Genomic DNA, 14,007 nt, shown 5'->3' on the forward strand with positions numbered 1-14,007 from the left:
GCGTAAAACACCGGGGGGGGTGGCTTGTGAGGCAGGGCGCGGCGGCCCTATAAGCCGCCCCCATGGCCGCAGAACCCTCCCCCGACGATCTCTTCGCCAACACGCCCAGCTCGAGCGGCGATTACAATGCCTCCGCGATCGAGGTACTCGAGGGGCTCGAACCGGTCCGTCGCCGGCCCGGTATGTATATCGGGGGCACCGATGACCGGTCCTACCATCACCTTGCCGCCGAAGTGCTCGACAATTCGATGGACGAAGCGGTCGCCGGGCACGCGACCCGGATCGAGGTCAGGCTGGATGAAGGCAACCGCCTGACGATTACCGACAATGGCCGCGGGATGCCGGTGGACGAGCACCCCAAGTTTCCAGGCAAATCGACCCTCGAGGTGATCTTGTCGACGCTCCATTCGGGCGGCAAGTTCTCCGGCAAGGCCTATGCCACCAGCGGCGGCCTGCACGGCGTGGGGGTGAGCGTGGTCAACGCGCTGTCATCCTTTACCCGCGTGGAGGTCGCGAGGGACAAGCAGCTCTATGCGCAGGAATTCTCGCGCGGGATCACGCAAGGGCCCCTCCAGAACCTGGGTGCGGCTCCCAACCGGCGGGGAACCGCCGTCAGCTTCATCCCCGACACCGAGATTTTCGGGGATCGCAGCTTCAACCCCAAGCGGCTGTTCAAGCTCGCGCGCTCGAAGGCCTACCTCTTCGCCGGCGTGGAGATCCGCTGGAAATGCGCCCCATCGCTCGCATCCGAGGAGGTGCCGGCCGAGGCCGTGTTCAAGTTCCCGGGCGGGCTTGCCGATCACCTGGCCGAACAGGTCGGCACGCGCGAATGCGTGACCGCGCAGCCCTTTGCCGGATCGCAGGATTTTCCGCAGGTCGACGGTATCCAGCAGGGACGCGCCGAATGGGCGATCGCCTGGCCGCTCTATTCGGACGGCGCGACGAGCTGGTATTGCAACACCGTGCCCACCCCGGATGGCGGCACGCATGAACAGGGCCTGCGCACCGCGCTGACCCGCGGACTGCGTGCCTTCGGCGAGCTGGTCGGGGCCAAGAAGGCCAAGGACATCACCGCAGACGACGTGATGACCGGCGCCGAGGTGATGCTTTCCGTTTTCATCCGCGATCCGCAATTCCAGTCGCAGACGAAGGACCGCCTGACCTCGCCCGAAGCCGCAAGGCTGGTCGAGAACGCGGTGCGCGACCACTTCGACCACTTCCTCACCGACAACATGGAGCGCGGGCGCGCGCTGCTTGGCGAGGTGATGGAGCGCATGGACGAGCGCCTCAAGCGCAAGGCCGAGCGCGAGATCAAGCGCAAGACCGCAACCAACGCCAAGAAGCTGCGCCTGCCCGGCAAGCTCACCGATTGCAGCGGCGAAGGGGGGCGCGAGACCGAGCTGTTCATTGTCGAGGGCGACAGCGCGGGCGGCAGCGCCAAGCAGGCGCGCGACCGCAAGAGCCAGGCGATCCTGCCGATCCGCGGCAAGATCCTGAACGTGGCCAGCGCCACTGCCGACAAGATCCGTGCCAACAGCGAAATCGCCGACCTTGCGCTGGCGCTGGGCTGCGGAACCCGCAAGGACTGCAATGCCGATGCGCTGCGCTATGACCGCATCATCATCATGACCGACGCGGATGTCGACGGCGCGCATATCGCGACGCTGCTGATGACCTTCTTCTTCCAGGAAATGCCCGATATCGTGCGGCGCGGCCACCTGTTCCTCGCTCAGCCCCCGCTCTACCGGCTCACTGCGGGCAAGGAGAGCCGCTATGCCCGCGACGACGCGCATCGCGCCGAGCTCGAGGCGACGGTGTTCAAGGGCAAGAAGGTCGAAGTCGCGCGCTTCAAGGGCCTTGGCGAAATGAACCCGGGCCAGCTGCGCGAGACCACCATGGCGCCCGAGACCCGTAGCCTGATCCGGATCACCCTGCCTGCTGAATTCGAACAGCGCGCCGGTGTCGCAAGGCTGGTCGACGAACTGATGGGCCGCAATCCCGAACACCGTTTCAACTTCATCCAGAACCGCGCGAGCGATGTGGACCGCGACCTGATCGACGCGTGAGCCTCAAACCACGGATTTATGGTTGCAACGGGCCTGCCGATGGCGATGATCGCGGCACCATGAAACGCATTGCCTTGTCGCTCGCCGCCCTCGTTCTCGCCGTTGGGTCCGGGCCGCAGATGTCGCCGCCGGTGACCGGATTCTCAAAGCTCCACACTGCCGCGGGCGATACGGCGGTAGTCGGCACACAGCGGGAGGTGCGTCCGGGCGAAGTGCTATTTGGCACCACTCTGGTCCAGCCCGATCTGGCGATGCTTTCCCGACGCGTCACCGGCAGGGTGCACGGCATCGATCCGCAGCTCTCCCCGCTCACCCCGCTGCGGCGCGCCACGCTGTCGATGCCCAACCGTTTCGGCCTGACGCTGTCGGCGAAGACCTATTGCGCCAAGAGCCGACCGCTTTCGGATGACGAACGCCGCAGTGGGCCCGCAGTGGTCAGCGTCAAGGGCCGCAGCAGGGGTCCCGTCAATTTCGACGCCGAGGCAAGCTTCTGCCTCATCGACGAGACCGGAGACGGAACTTTCGAGCGCGCCTTCATCATGGGGGCTCGCGGGCGCGACGTCGCCCATGACGTCCCGATCACGCCCATCGGCTATACGCGCCTCCAGAACCTGACTTTGCCGAACCGCTATCTCCGGCTCGAATATGCTGGGACCGGGAGCGTGTTCGGGCCGGTGATCCGCTACAAATCGAATATTGACGGGGTCGACAAGGAAGCGGCTCTGTTCGTCTACGATGACAAGGGGGTGCTGCAACTGGTCGATGCCCGCAAGGGGATCAGGGGCAATACCTATCCCAAGGTGCTCGATCTGGGGCTGGTGCAGATCACCCTGCTCGCCCGCGATCCCGAAACCGCTGCGATCACCTACCGGGTCGACCGGACCTTCGCCTTCCGCGAGGTCCAAATCAATGTCTCGGACGGGGCCTACACCACGACTTATTACTGAGCAGCGCCCTCGTCCCGCACTCTGCGCCACACGCAAGCGAACAGCGCGGCCAGCAGCAGCGGCATGATGGGAAGGCCGGTGTTCAATGCCAGCGGCCGCGCGAAAGCGGCGCCGGCAAAGACGGCGGCAATGGTGATGCGCTCCCAGTCGGCAAATCCCTCGCTGCGCGCCCGCGCGAACAGATAGGCGAGCGGGAAGGCGGTCAGCACCATGTCGTAATCCAGCACGAAGGGCGTGGCGAGCGGGGCTCCGGCGAGCACCAGCGCGGCGAGGCCCGGCGTGAAGGCGCGCCGCCAGCCTGCGGCGATGACCGCTCCTGCCAGCGCCAGCGAGACCGCGCCCTGGACCGCCATTGCCGCTGCCGCGGGCATGCCCATGAGGCTGAGACCGGCGAACACGCTCACCATCTTGGCAAAGCTGATATTGCCTGCCGCGGTCGCGGTGCTGGCGGTGCGCGTGATGGCGAGCCAATCGGCCCAGATCTGCGGCCCGAAAGCGAGGCTTGCCAGCGCTGCGAGCGCCAGTGCCGACAGGGCAGCGCCCGCGATGGTGCGCCACTGCCCGCTCGCCAGCAGCGCGAGGGGGACCAGCAGACCGAATTGCGGCTTGATGGTTGCAAGCCCGATCAGCGCGCCCGCCAGCCACGGGCGCCGCTCCACCAGCAGCAGCCCTCCCCCCAGCAGCGCGGCGAGCAGAAACGACGTCTGCCCGTGGGTCAGCGTCACGAACAGCGGTGGAAACGCCGCGACGAGCACCGCCGCGGGCCCCTTGAGCCCCATTGCCCGGAACCACGCGCGCACCGCCGCAAGGAACGCCGCTCCCGTTGCCGCCAGCCACACCCCGAGCGCGGGGAAATAGGGCAGGAACCCCAGTGGCCAGACAAAAGGCAGAAAACTCGGCGGATAGAAGAAGGCGGTATATTCGCCCGGGATCGCGTAGAATTCGCGCTGGGCGGCGATGTGCGCGGCCGTTTCGTAGACATTGGCGCCTGCGTGCAGCATCCTCCCGGAGGTCCAGAAGCTGATGAAATCCGTGCCGAGCAGGAAGCCGTGGGCATCGACCCCGCCTTTCTGCGTCGCCAGCAGGAACATTGCCGCGCCCGCATTGACCAGCGCAAGCAGCAGCAGATATCGCCGCCCCCCGCACCGGAAGCGGCGGCACAGCCAACCCCGCTCGAAGCGCGCAGCCGGCAGGTTGTCGAACTGCTCAATGGCGAAGCGGCTCCGGAGGAACTCTTCACCGCCGGTTTCCGCGCGGCGATTGCCGATGCGCAGATCAGGACGCTGTCGGCCAATCTCACCGCGCAATTCGGCCGGGCGCTCGCGGTCAGCCTGCTTCTCCCTCGCGATGGCACCCGCGCGGCGTTCGAAATCCGCTTCGAGCGGGGGCTTGCCAAGGGCGCGCTCGCGCTCGACCCTGCGGACAACAACCGCATCGACGAATTGCGCTTCACCTCGGTGGATTGGCTCGCGGTGGCAGGCGACACGCCCGAGGCCATCGCCGCCGATCTTGCAGCCCTGCCGGGCAGCGTCAACGCGTGGTTCGGGCCGCTTGGCGGTGCGCCGCTCATCAGCCGCAATTCCGACCGGCCGCTCGCGCTGGGATCGGCGTTCAAGCTCTTCGTCCTTGCCGCCCTCGCCGAGGATGTGAAGGCGGGCAAGCGCAGGTGGAGCAATGTCGTGCCGCTCACCCAAAGAAGCTACCCCAGCGGGCAATTGCAGGACTGGCCGCAAGGCGCGCCGGTGACGCTCCACACGCTCGCCAGCCTGATGATCTCGGTTAGCGACAACACCGCGACCGATCAGCTGATCGCGGTGCTTGGCCCCGACCGCATCATCAAGCTGATGAAGGACAGCGGGCATAGTGATCCGGCGGCTAACGATCCGTTTCTCACCACCCGCGAACTGTTCGTCCTCAAGGCGAGCGAGCCGGGGATGATCGGGACGTGGTCCGCACAGGACAAGATCGAGAGACAAGTGACAATCGCGTCGGTCAATGCGCTGGACTTCATCACCCCGGTTTCGCTCGACGAGGTCAATGCCGCTTTCGGCAATGGCCCCAAGGCGCTCGAGATCGAATGGTTCGCCTCCCCCGCCGATCTCGCCCGACTGCTTGCCCATATGCGCAAGACCGCCGACCCCGAGGCCTTCGCAATAATGGCAATCAACCCCTCGGCCACCGATGCGATCAAGGCCAACTGGCGCTACATCGGTTTCAAGGGCGGCAGCGAGCCGGGGGTGCTCAACCTCACTTGGCTGCTCACCGACAAGGCCGGGCGCGACTGGGTGCTCACGCTGGGCTGGAACAACCCGGAAGCCGTCGTCGACGAGGGCAAGCTGGAAGCCATCGCCCAGCGCATCTTGCTGCTGCCTCGCTGATTTGCCAGCCCCCTCCCCCCTTGCGCAGCGCGCTGCGCGCCCTTATCGCTGGCCGCCGAATTAAGTCCCCAAAGGAAACCCGATGAGCGAGCAGCAGCGTTTCGAAGGCACCAAGTCCTATATCGCGACCGAGGATCTGAAGGTCGCGGTCAATGCCGCCGTCACCCTGCGCCGCCCGCTGCTGGTCAAGGGTGAGCCCGGCACCGGCAAGACCGTGCTGGCCCACGAGATTTCGAAGGCGCTGGGCGCGCCGCTGATCGAATGGAACATCAAGTCCACCACCAAGGCGCAGCAGGGCCTCTACGAATATGACGCGGTCGCCCGCCTGCGCGACGGCCAGCTGGGCGAAGAACGCGTCCACGACATCCGCAACTACATCAAGAAGGGCAAGCTGTGGGAGGCCTTCACTTCGCCCCAGCTTCCGGTCCTGCTGATCGACGAGATCGACAAGGCCGACATCGAGTTCCCCAACGACCTCCTCCAGGAGCTCGACCGGATGAGCTTCGACGTTTACGAGACGCAAGAGAGGATCGCTGCCAAGGAACGCCCGATCGTCGTCATCACCTCGAACAACGAGAAGGAGCTGCCCGACGCCTTCCTGCGGCGCTGCTTCTTCCACTACATCAAGTTCCCCGACCGCGAGACGATGCAGGACATCATCGACGTCCACTTCCCCGGCATCCAGAAGACGCTGGTGAAGAAGGCGATGGACATCTTCTACGACCTGCGCGAAGTGCCGGGCCTCAAGAAGAAGCCCTCGACCTCCGAACTGCTCGACTGGCTCAAGCTGCTGCTGAACGAGGACATGCCGCTCGACGTGCTGCAAAACAGCAATCCGGCAAGCGCGATCCCGCCGCTGCACGGGGCGCTGCTCAAGAACGAGCAGGACATCATGCTGTTTGAACGCCTCGCTTTCATGGCGCGGCGGAACCCGAGCTGAGGCGAGCCGGTCGCCGTGCGTCAGTGCTGATGTCGCCGGCACCGGCAGATTGCTGCGGGTAACGCCGCCAACAATGCTATCTTCCATGCCGATGCCGTCCGCTTTGCGGGCAAGCTGCATCCGGTAGGCTGGCGGGCGGATTTGGGCACCCGCGGGGCTCAAGGGTTCTGCCCGCCTTGCGCGGCCAGGGCCTTCGCCCAGACCCCGGCGCGCCCGCAGTTCAGGGCCGTGCGCTGCCTAGATCACCGGAAAGCAGGCGATCCCGGCGCGTTTCAGTGCTTTGCAGGTCGCGTGGGCATCGGGGGCCGAGGCGCGCAATCGGTAGTATTGCTTGCCGTTCACCATCGCCGGGATGACCGCCATCCGCATGCCCTTCAGCACGGGGCGCTGCGCTGTGAGCGTCTCCCACTGCGCCGCCGCCTCCGCCGCCGAAAGCGCGGCGGCGAGCTGGATCGTCTGCTGCCCGGCAACGCCGGTTGGCGATACGGGGATGGTCCGGGCCGCGGGCAAGCGCGGCGCGGGACCAGTCGGTGCAGCGGCAGCCAGCGCCGGGCGCTCGCGCTGTAGCAGCGCCGGCGCGATCGGCACCACGGCGTCGCTGCGCTGCGCCAGCGCCAGCGCCGCCCCGCCATCCGCAAGTGGCTCATCGGTCACGATGACCGCGGTCGTCGTCGGCCCGGTGATCTTGAACAGTTCGGCGGCGAAAGCGGCGGGGATGCGGATGCAGCCGTGCGAGGCCGGATAGCCGGGCAGACGTCCGGCATGGATCGCGATCCCGCTCCACGTCAGGCGCTGCATCCACGGCATCGGCGCGTTGCTGTAGAGGTTCGAGCGGTGGTAGCGCTTCTTCTGAAGGATCGCGAAAGTGCCGGTCGGCGTCCGCTTCCCGCGTTTGCCGGTGGAGACCGGGCTCGACCGCCACAACACGCCGTCCCGGAACACGTGCATTTGCTGCGTTTTGAGGCTGACGGTGATGACGACGCCGCTCTGGAGCACCTGCCCCACCGTCCTTGAGAGCGGCGGCGCAACGGCCGGTACCGGATCGGCCGCTACCTGTTCGGCCGCAAATGCGGGCGCGCTCACTGGCGAGGCGCCGCCTGTTGCAACAACGGCGGCAAGGCTCGCCAATGCCAGAAGCGCGGCAGGCAGCAGCCAGACACTATAGAGCCGCAAGCGCCGCACTGCGCACCTCCGTTAATCCGAAGAGTTAACGGTTAAGCGGTTGCGAATTTCCGGGCAAGACCCGTTCGCCCCTGGCAGGGGCCTTGCGCATATCGGACCGGGCGCGCGCCCTCTTGCCTAACACAGGCCCAGGCTTATGATGCAACCGACAAGAGAGGGACATCATGTTTGCATTCAATCGCTTCGTTGCATCGGCAGCGCTCGCTTCTGCGGCGTGGACCGGAGCCTCGGTGCCGCTCGCCGCGCAGGAACAGGCTGCCCCGGAACGCCCCGCTGCGACCTGGCGCCACGACCGCAGCGGGCTGACCCTTTCCGCCGTTCTCGCCGGTTTCACGCGCGGCGACAGCAAGCAGTTCGATGCGGAGGGCTACAATATCGGCATCAACTTCCGCGATCCGCAGAGCCGCAGCTGGGCGGACCTCTACATCTATCGCGCCGCGCCTGCCTCGGTCGCGGTGTTGGGCGATCGCGCGGCAGCGGGCATGTTTGCCAACCCGATGCTCGGCGATGTCGATGCGAACGCGGTCAGCATCGTGCGCTTCACCCCGCCCGCAGGCGCGGGCGACAAGAGCGGTCTCAGGATCGTCACGCCGACCAAGGGCGAACTCACCTCGAGCGGGCTGGCAATCTGGCTTCACGATGGCTGGCTGGTGAAGCTGCGGATGAGCTCCAAAACCCTGGATGCTGCCACCCTGGAGGCGCGGATGAGCCAGTTCATCGCCGCAGTGACATTGCCCGCCGCCACCCGCCCAGCCCCTGCCTTCGCCGAGCTGCGCGATTGCGCCGCGCCGATGAAGCCGGGGAAGAAGGCCAGGCTGGTAGAGCTCGACGTGACGGGCTCGATCATGATCGGCGGGCTGCTCGGCGGAGCCAGCGAGGAGTTGGCCGAGACCGGAGTGTCGGTGGCCGATGGCGCCGCCGATCCGGTGTGGTGCCGCGACGCCGGATCGCAGCCGCAATATGGCATTTACCGGCGCGAGGGCATAGCCGAGACCTATCTGATCGCGCTTGGCGACACCGGCACCAGTCTGTCGGTCGCGGGCTATGATGCAGGGCCCTTGATGAAGCCGTCCAAGGGCTTCCTCGTGACCCAGTCGAACGGTGTAACCGAGCAGGTCTACCCGCCCTTCGACAGGCTTCCCACCCCCGAGCAGGCGCTGGGCCTGCCGGGCAAGGTCAGCCCGGTCTTCTCGGCCGGCCTGCTCGCCGAGAACAAGGGCACGACGATCATGGTGACGGGCAAGTGACCCCTGTGCGAAGCCGGGTGGATCAGTCGAAGCTGTAGGCCAGCTCGAAGTCGCCCCAACGCCGACCGCCGAAATAGAGCGGGACGTAGACGTTGCGCACCACCACGTAGCTGTCGCCGTCGCCCTCCTGGCGGTAGACCGCCATCATGTAGGGCGCGGAGGAAACCTTGGCCTTGCGGTCGATCGCCTCGAGCATGATGCGGCCATTGCGGCAGAACTGGGTGTCGTGGTTGAGATCGCCGGTCGGGGTGCGGCTGCGTTCGGAAAGGTGGGTCGGCAGAAACCCGTTCATGTCGGTGCAGGCGGCGGCCAGCACGCGCGGATCGCTCGCCTTGCCGCGGTCGAGGAAGGGGCGCCATTCGGCATGGGCCCAATCCGTCAGGCGGGTGCGAAACAGCGGCGGATTGGTCCCCGGCACGCTCTGGTAATCGGTATCGAACAGCGCGGCGATGGTTATCGCACCGCGCGCCAGCGCCGCTTCGGTGTGCTGGCCCAGCTCCTGCACCATCGCCTGAGCCATTGCGACCATGGCGCTGTCCTCGGGGCTCAGGCCCGCGTGGACAATGCGGTCGAACATCTCGGAGGCGGTAATCTCCAGCTCTTCCATCTTGCGGTGCGCGCCGTGGAGCCGGTCCTCATTGGACCGTGCGGCGGCATCGAAGCCGGTCAGCACGCGCTGGACCTTGTCCACATGGCTGCTGATCGTGCCGGTGGAGCGGGCGATGACGTCGTTCTGCTTGTCGACCTCTTCCACCAGCGCGCCGACATTGGCGATGGTGCTCTCGATCCGCGCGACAGAAGCGCGCGCCTCGCCGCTGGCCTTTGAACCCGCCTCGATCCGCCCGATCACCACCTCGGCCTCGCCGCCCAGCGCGTCGATGGTGTGGGCGATTTCCTCGGTCGCCTTGCGGGTGTCGTTGGCAAGGCTCTTCACCTCGCTTGCAACCACCGCGAAGGTGCGGCCGGCATCGCCTGCCCGCATCGCCTCGATCGTGGCGTTCAAGGCAAGGATGTTGGTCGTCTCGGCAATCTCGCCGATGTCATGCGCACTGCGGCGCACCTGCTCCATCGCGGCCGAGAAGCTGGTGACATGCTGCCCCAAGGTGTCGACCAGTTCGATCAGCGAGGCGATCTGGCCCAGCGAGGACTGGATCAGCGCCGTGCCTTCGGACAGGCGCTCGATCGCCCGTTCGGACAGCAGGCGCGCCTCGTCGGAGGCTTCGGCAACCTTGGTCTGGTCGGCCTCCAGCGCGCGCACGGTCTCGGCCAGTGCCTCGTGCTCGGACCGCAGCGTTTTGGACGAGGCGATTACCGCTTCGACGACGCCTGCCACATCGGTGCAGCCGACAGTCACCGCCCCGCAGCTCTCGGGGATCATCCCCAAGGCATGGGCATTGGCGGTATCGATGGCGAGAGAATTCATATGCGGTTCGCGGCCCTGTTGCATGGTCTGCGGGACACTAGGCAGATGATGGTAAGCAAGCGGTTAAGATTTGCCCTGTCGCCCTCGCAAGAATGGGGACTGGTCAGGCGCGCGGGCGCGGGTTAAGCGTTCACCCATGTTCTTCAATTTCGTCGACGAGCTTCGCGCCGCCGGGATCGGCGCCTCCTTCAAAGAGCACCTCACCTTGCTTGAGGCGCTCGACAAGGACGTGATCGAGCAGACGCCCGAGGCCTTCTATTACCTGTCCCGCGCAACCTTCGTGAAGGACGAAGGGCTGCTCGATCGCTTCGACCAGGTGTTCCAGAAGGTCTTCAAGGGGATCATGACCGATTACGGCCAGAACCCGGTCGACATCCCCGAGGACTGGCTGAAGGCGGTCGCCGAGAAGTTCCTGACGCTCGAGGAGATGGAGAAGATCAAGTCGCTGGGTGACTGGGACGAGATCATGGAGACGCTCAAGAAGCGGCTCGAGGAACAGGAAAAGCGCCACCAGGGCGGCAACAAGTGGATCGGCACGGGGGGCACCTCGCCCTTCGGCAATTCGGGCTACAACCCCGAAGGCGTGCGCATCGGCGGTGAGGCCAAGCACGGCCGCGCGGTCAAGGTGTGGGAAAAGCGCGAGTTCAAGAACCTCGACAACACCAAGGAACTCGGCACCCGCAACATCAAGATGGCCTTGCGGCGTCTGCGCCGCTTCGCCCGCGAAGGCGCAGCGGACGAATTGGACATTCCCGGCACCATCGAAGGCACCGCCAAGCAGGGCTGGCTCGATATCAGGATGCGGCCCGAACGCAGGAATGCCGTCAAACTGCTGCTGTTCCTCGATGTCGGCGGGTCGATGGACCCCTTCATCAAGCTGGTGGAAGAACTGTTCAGCGCCGCCACAGCGGAGTTCAAGAACCTCGAATTCTTCTACTTCCACAACTGCCTGTATGAAGGCGTGTGGAAGGACAATAAGCGCCGCTGGCAGGAACGCACCAAGACCTGGGATGTTCTCCACAAATACGGCCACGATTACAAGATCGTGTTCGTGGGCGATGCGGCGATGAGTCCCTACGAGATCACCCATCCGGGCGGCTCGGTCGAACACATGAACGAGGAAGCGGGCGCGGTGTGGCTCCAGCGCGTCGCCAACACCTACCCCGCGACCGTGTGGCTCAACCCCGTGCCCGAAAAGCAGTGGGGCTATTCGCAGTCGACCAAGATGATCAAGCAGCTGGTCGGCGACCGGATGTATCCGCTGACGCTCGAAGGGCTGGATGACGCGATGCGGGAGCTGTCGCGGAAGCACGGGGCTTGATGAGGCGCCTGTTGGCCGCGGTGGTCGCCGGGGTGGTGTTCTTTGCCCTGTTCGTCTCGCTCATCAACCGCGGCGCGATGTTGGTCTGGCCGGCCTATGGCGAGGCCTTCCCCACGAACAGCTTTTCCTCTGGCATGATGATCCTGCGGCTGTGCATGGGCGCCGCGGCTCTGCTCGGGTCGGGTTATCTCGTCGCCGCCATTTCGCGAGTGAAGCATCTCGCCGCAATCATCGCCGCAGGCGTGCTGTTGCTGCTCGGCGGCACGGTCCACCTGAACGAGCCGATCTGGTCATCCTTCCCGCTGTGGTATCACATCGCCTTCATCGGATCGATTGTCCCGGCGGTGCTCATCGGCGCACGGCTGCGCAGGGCGTGAACCACACCCGCTTCGAGGCGATCCGCCTCCGGCTCGAGGCGTTCGACCCGGGCACGGGCTGGCGGCTATGGCTCTACGAATTCCTGCTGTTCGGCTTCAAGCAGGGATGGGCGTGCCTGTTCGGCGGATTGCTGCTCGCGCTGCTGCTCGGCACGCACCTGTTCTATCCCGACCGCGCAGCCCTTCACCGCTATGACTTCCTGACCCTCGCCGCCATCGCCATCCAAGCCGCAATGCTCGCCTTCCGGCTCGAGACATGGCGAGAAGCTCGCGTCATCCTCATCTTCCACGTCGTCGGCACGGTGATGGAGCTGTTCAAGACGGTGGCCGGATCATGGACCTATCCCGAGGCGAGCGTGCTGCATATCGGCGCGGTGCCGTTGTTCTCTGGCTTCATGTATGCCGCCGTCGGCAGCTACATCGCGCGGGTGTGGCGGATCTTCGACTTCCGCTTCAGCCACTATCCGCCCGCATGGACGACATGGGCCTTGGCGGCGGCGATCTATGCCAACTTCTTCACCCACCATTACGTCTTGGACATCCGCTGGGGACTGTTTGCCGCCACGGCTGCGATCTTCTGGCGCACCCGCGTCCACTTCATGAACTGGCGCGTCCATCGCTGGATGCCGCTTCTGGTCGGCTTCGGCCTCGTCGCATTGTTCATCTGGTTTGCCGAGAACATCGCCACCTTCGCCAATGCCTGGAACTATCCCGGGCAGGAGAAGGAGTGGAAGATGGTCAGCCTCGCCAAGTATGGCAGCTGGTACCTGCTGATGCTGATCAGCTTCGTGCTGGTGACGATGGTGCAGCCCGTGCGGGAGCCGGACTAGGCGCCCTTTTGATCCAGCTCCGCATCCAGATGCAGGCTGCACCGCCAGAAGAAGAACGCCGGCACCAGCCCCAGCACCGCCGCGCCGTAGAGCACGTAGCGCACGCTATCCGCGCCGTAGACGGGTTGCAGCCAGTCCGACAGCATCCCGAAGAACAGCGGTCCGAGGCCCAGCCCGATGAGGTTCTGGAAAAACAGCAGGCTCGCCGCCGCAATCGCCCTCGCCCGCAGCGGGACAAGGCCTTGCGCCGCCGAATAGCACGGCCCGTAGTAGAGCGAGTTGAACACCGTCGGCAGGAACAGCAGCACCAGCGCCAGCGGCCAGGTCGGCGCGTGATAGGCGGCAATCGCGAGCGGCACCGCCAGCGCCATCCCGATCGCAGGCGCGCTCAGCACGTGGCGGCGGTTTGTCGCGCCGAACCGGTCGGCGAGATAGCCACCCGCCCATGTGCCGAGGATCCCCGCAGCGCCGCCCAAGAGGCCGAAGGACAGCCCCACCTCCCCCGGTGACAGGTCATGGGTGCGCTGGAAGAAGATCGTGGTCCAGGTGGTTTTGCCGTAAGACAGGAATGACGCCGCCGAGCCCGCGCAGACCAGCAGCACGAAAGCGCGCGAGCGCATGACTTCGGCCACCGCTTTCCCGAGCGGCAGCGCGGCAGGCTGGCTCTTGGCGCGCAACACCGCCGCGGCGTCAGAACGGCGCGGGTCGCGCAAGCCGAACCACACGACCAGCGACAGCACGACGCCGGGAAGTCCCACCACCACGAAGGCTTCGCGCCATCCGAGAAAGTCGGCGAGCAGCCCGCCGATCACCATCCCCAGCAGCGATCCGACCGGAATACCCAGCGAATAGAAGGCCAGCGCCGAGGCGCGCTTTTCAGGGGGCACCATGTCGCTGATCAGCGAATGCGCAGGCGGCGTGCAGCCCGCCTCCCCCACTCCGACCCCGATCCGGGCGAGCAGCAATTGCCAGAAATTCTGCGCGAGGCCGCACAGCGCGGTCATCCCCGACCACAGCGCGAGCGCCACGGCGATGAGCTGCGGGCGGCTCGTCGTCTCGCGGTCGGCGAAACGGGCGATGGGAATGCCCAGCACTGTGTAGAACAAGGCGAAGGCCAGCCCCGTCATCAGCCCGATCTGGGTGTCGGAAAGGTCGAGATCGCGCGCGATCGGCTCGGCAAGGATGTTGACGATCTGGCGGTCGATGAAATTGAAAACATAGACCGTGAGCAGGATCCACAAGGTCAGCCTTGCCGATTGCACGCCGGTCCCGCTCGCTGCCGCGGTTGCCATTCTC

General features: G+C 65.8%; 12 protein-coding genes. 8 read left to right on the forward strand and 4 right to left on the reverse strand.

Annotation, left to right across the window (positions count from 1 at the left end):
* Positions 1 to 62: 62 nt before the first annotated feature.
* Together parE and D620_RS0101100 are read left to right on the forward strand one after the other, a co-directional pair.
* Positions 63 to 2,066 carry a DNA topoisomerase IV subunit B gene (parE, locus tag D620_RS0101095; protein WP_017663933.1) on the forward strand — a complete coding sequence of 668 codons (2,004 nt, stop codon included), beginning with the start codon at positions 63 to 65 and terminating at the stop codon, positions 2,064 to 2,066.
* Between the two features lie 131 nt (positions 2,067 to 2,197).
* Positions 2,198 to 3,013: a hypothetical protein gene (locus D620_RS0101100; protein ID WP_155799920.1), complete on the forward strand. Its 816-nt coding sequence runs from the start codon at positions 2,198 to 2,200 to the stop codon at positions 3,011 to 3,013.
* Here D620_RS0101100 and D620_RS0101105 read toward each other — a convergent pair.
* Complete coding sequence (locus D620_RS0101105; protein ID WP_081596496.1) at positions 3,007 to 4,104, reverse strand: glycosyltransferase family 87 protein; 1,098 nt, start codon at positions 4,102 to 4,104, stop codon at positions 3,007 to 3,009. The genes D620_RS0101100 and D620_RS0101105 overlap by 7 nt on opposite strands.
* Here D620_RS0101105 and D620_RS14375 point away from each other — a divergent pair.
* Both D620_RS14375 and D620_RS0101115 read left to right on the forward strand, forming a co-directional pair.
* Entirely contained in the window at positions 4,063 to 5,391 is a 1,329-nt protein-coding gene (locus D620_RS14375) for a serine hydrolase (protein ID WP_017663936.1), read from the forward strand. The genes D620_RS0101105 and D620_RS14375 overlap by 42 nt on opposite strands.
* 82 nt (positions 5,392 to 5,473) lie before the next feature.
* Positions 5,474 to 6,331, forward strand: coding sequence for an AAA family ATPase (locus D620_RS0101115; protein WP_017663937.1), 858 nt, complete (start codon positions 5,474 to 5,476; stop codon positions 6,329 to 6,331).
* 237 nt (positions 6,332 to 6,568) lie between these two features.
* Here D620_RS0101115 and D620_RS0101120 read toward each other — a convergent pair whose 3' ends face one another.
* On the reverse strand, positions 6,569 to 7,513 hold the full coding sequence (locus D620_RS0101120) for a L,D-transpeptidase family protein (protein WP_267878677.1): 945 nt from the start codon (positions 7,511 to 7,513) through the stop codon (positions 6,569 to 6,571).
* Between the two features lie 164 nt (positions 7,514 to 7,677).
* Here D620_RS0101120 and D620_RS0101125 point away from each other — a divergent pair, with 164 nt between their 5' ends.
* Positions 7,678 to 8,760 (forward strand): hypothetical protein, encoded by a 1,083-nt coding sequence (locus D620_RS0101125; RefSeq protein WP_017663939.1) that lies wholly within the window; start codon positions 7,678 to 7,680, stop codon positions 8,758 to 8,760.
* 22 nt (positions 8,761 to 8,782) lie between these two features.
* Here the strand turns inward: D620_RS0101125 and D620_RS0101130 are convergent, their stop codons facing one another.
* A complete protein-coding gene (locus D620_RS0101130; protein ID WP_026091861.1) occupies positions 8,783 to 10,183 on the reverse strand; it encodes a methyl-accepting chemotaxis protein in 1,401 nt (466 codons plus the stop codon).
* A 136-nt stretch (positions 10,184 to 10,319) separates the two neighbouring features.
* Between D620_RS0101130 and D620_RS0101135 the strand changes: the two genes are divergently transcribed.
* The 3 genes from D620_RS0101135 to D620_RS0101145 are packed head-to-tail and all read left to right on the forward strand — an operon-like array spanning position 10,320 to position 12,711.
* Entirely contained in the window at positions 10,320 to 11,504 is a 1,185-nt protein-coding gene (locus D620_RS0101135) for a vWA domain-containing protein (RefSeq protein WP_017663941.1), read from the forward strand.
* Positions 11,504 to 11,881, forward strand: a complete 378-nt coding sequence (locus D620_RS0101140; protein WP_017663942.1) for a hypothetical protein — start codon at positions 11,504 to 11,506, stop codon at positions 11,879 to 11,881. The genes D620_RS0101135 and D620_RS0101140 overlap by 1 nt, the downstream gene beginning before the upstream one ends.
* Positions 11,878 to 12,711 (forward strand): DUF817 domain-containing protein, encoded by an 834-nt coding sequence (locus tag D620_RS0101145; RefSeq protein WP_017663943.1) that lies wholly within the window; start codon positions 11,878 to 11,880, stop codon positions 12,709 to 12,711. The genes D620_RS0101140 and D620_RS0101145 overlap by 4 nt, the downstream gene beginning before the upstream one ends.
* Here the strand turns inward: D620_RS0101145 and D620_RS0101150 are convergent.
* A complete protein-coding gene (locus tag D620_RS0101150; RefSeq protein WP_017663944.1) occupies positions 12,708 to 14,003 on the reverse strand; it encodes a spinster family MFS transporter in 1,296 nt (431 codons plus the stop codon). The genes D620_RS0101145 and D620_RS0101150 overlap by 4 nt on opposite strands.
* Positions 14,004 to 14,007 lie beyond the last annotated feature (4 nt).

This window comes from Porphyrobacter sp. AAP82, assembly GCF_000331285.1.
GTDB lineage: Bacteria > Pseudomonadota > Alphaproteobacteria > Sphingomonadales > Sphingomonadaceae > Erythrobacter.

Excerpts from the sequence above, each read along its gene's own strand:
- D620_RS0101140 (WP_017663942.1), top strand. The coding sequence starts at position 11,504 with ATGAGGCGCCTGTTGGCCGCGGTGGTCGCCGGGGTGGTGTTCTTTGCC.
- D620_RS0101105 (WP_081596496.1), bottom strand. The coding sequence starts at position 4,104 with ATGTTCCTGCTGGCGACGCAGAAAGGCGGGGTCGATGCCCACGGCTTC.
- D620_RS0101130 (WP_026091861.1), bottom strand. The coding sequence starts at position 10,183 with ATGAATTCTCTCGCCATCGATACCGCCAATGCCCATGCCTTGGGGATG.
- D620_RS0101115 (WP_017663937.1), top strand. The coding sequence starts at position 5,474 with ATGAGCGAGCAGCAGCGTTTCGAAGGCACCAAGTCCTATATCGCGACC.
- D620_RS0101150 (WP_017663944.1), bottom strand. The coding sequence starts at position 14,003 with ATGGCAACCGCGGCAGCGAGCGGGACCGGCGTGCAATCGGCAAGGCTG.
- D620_RS0101125 (WP_017663939.1), top strand. The coding sequence starts at position 7,678 with ATGTTTGCATTCAATCGCTTCGTTGCATCGGCAGCGCTCGCTTCTGCG.
- D620_RS0101135 (WP_017663941.1), top strand. The coding sequence starts at position 10,320 with ATGTTCTTCAATTTCGTCGACGAGCTTCGCGCCGCCGGGATCGGCGCC.
- parE (WP_017663933.1), top strand. The coding sequence starts at position 63 with ATGGCCGCAGAACCCTCCCCCGACGATCTCTTCGCCAACACGCCCAGC.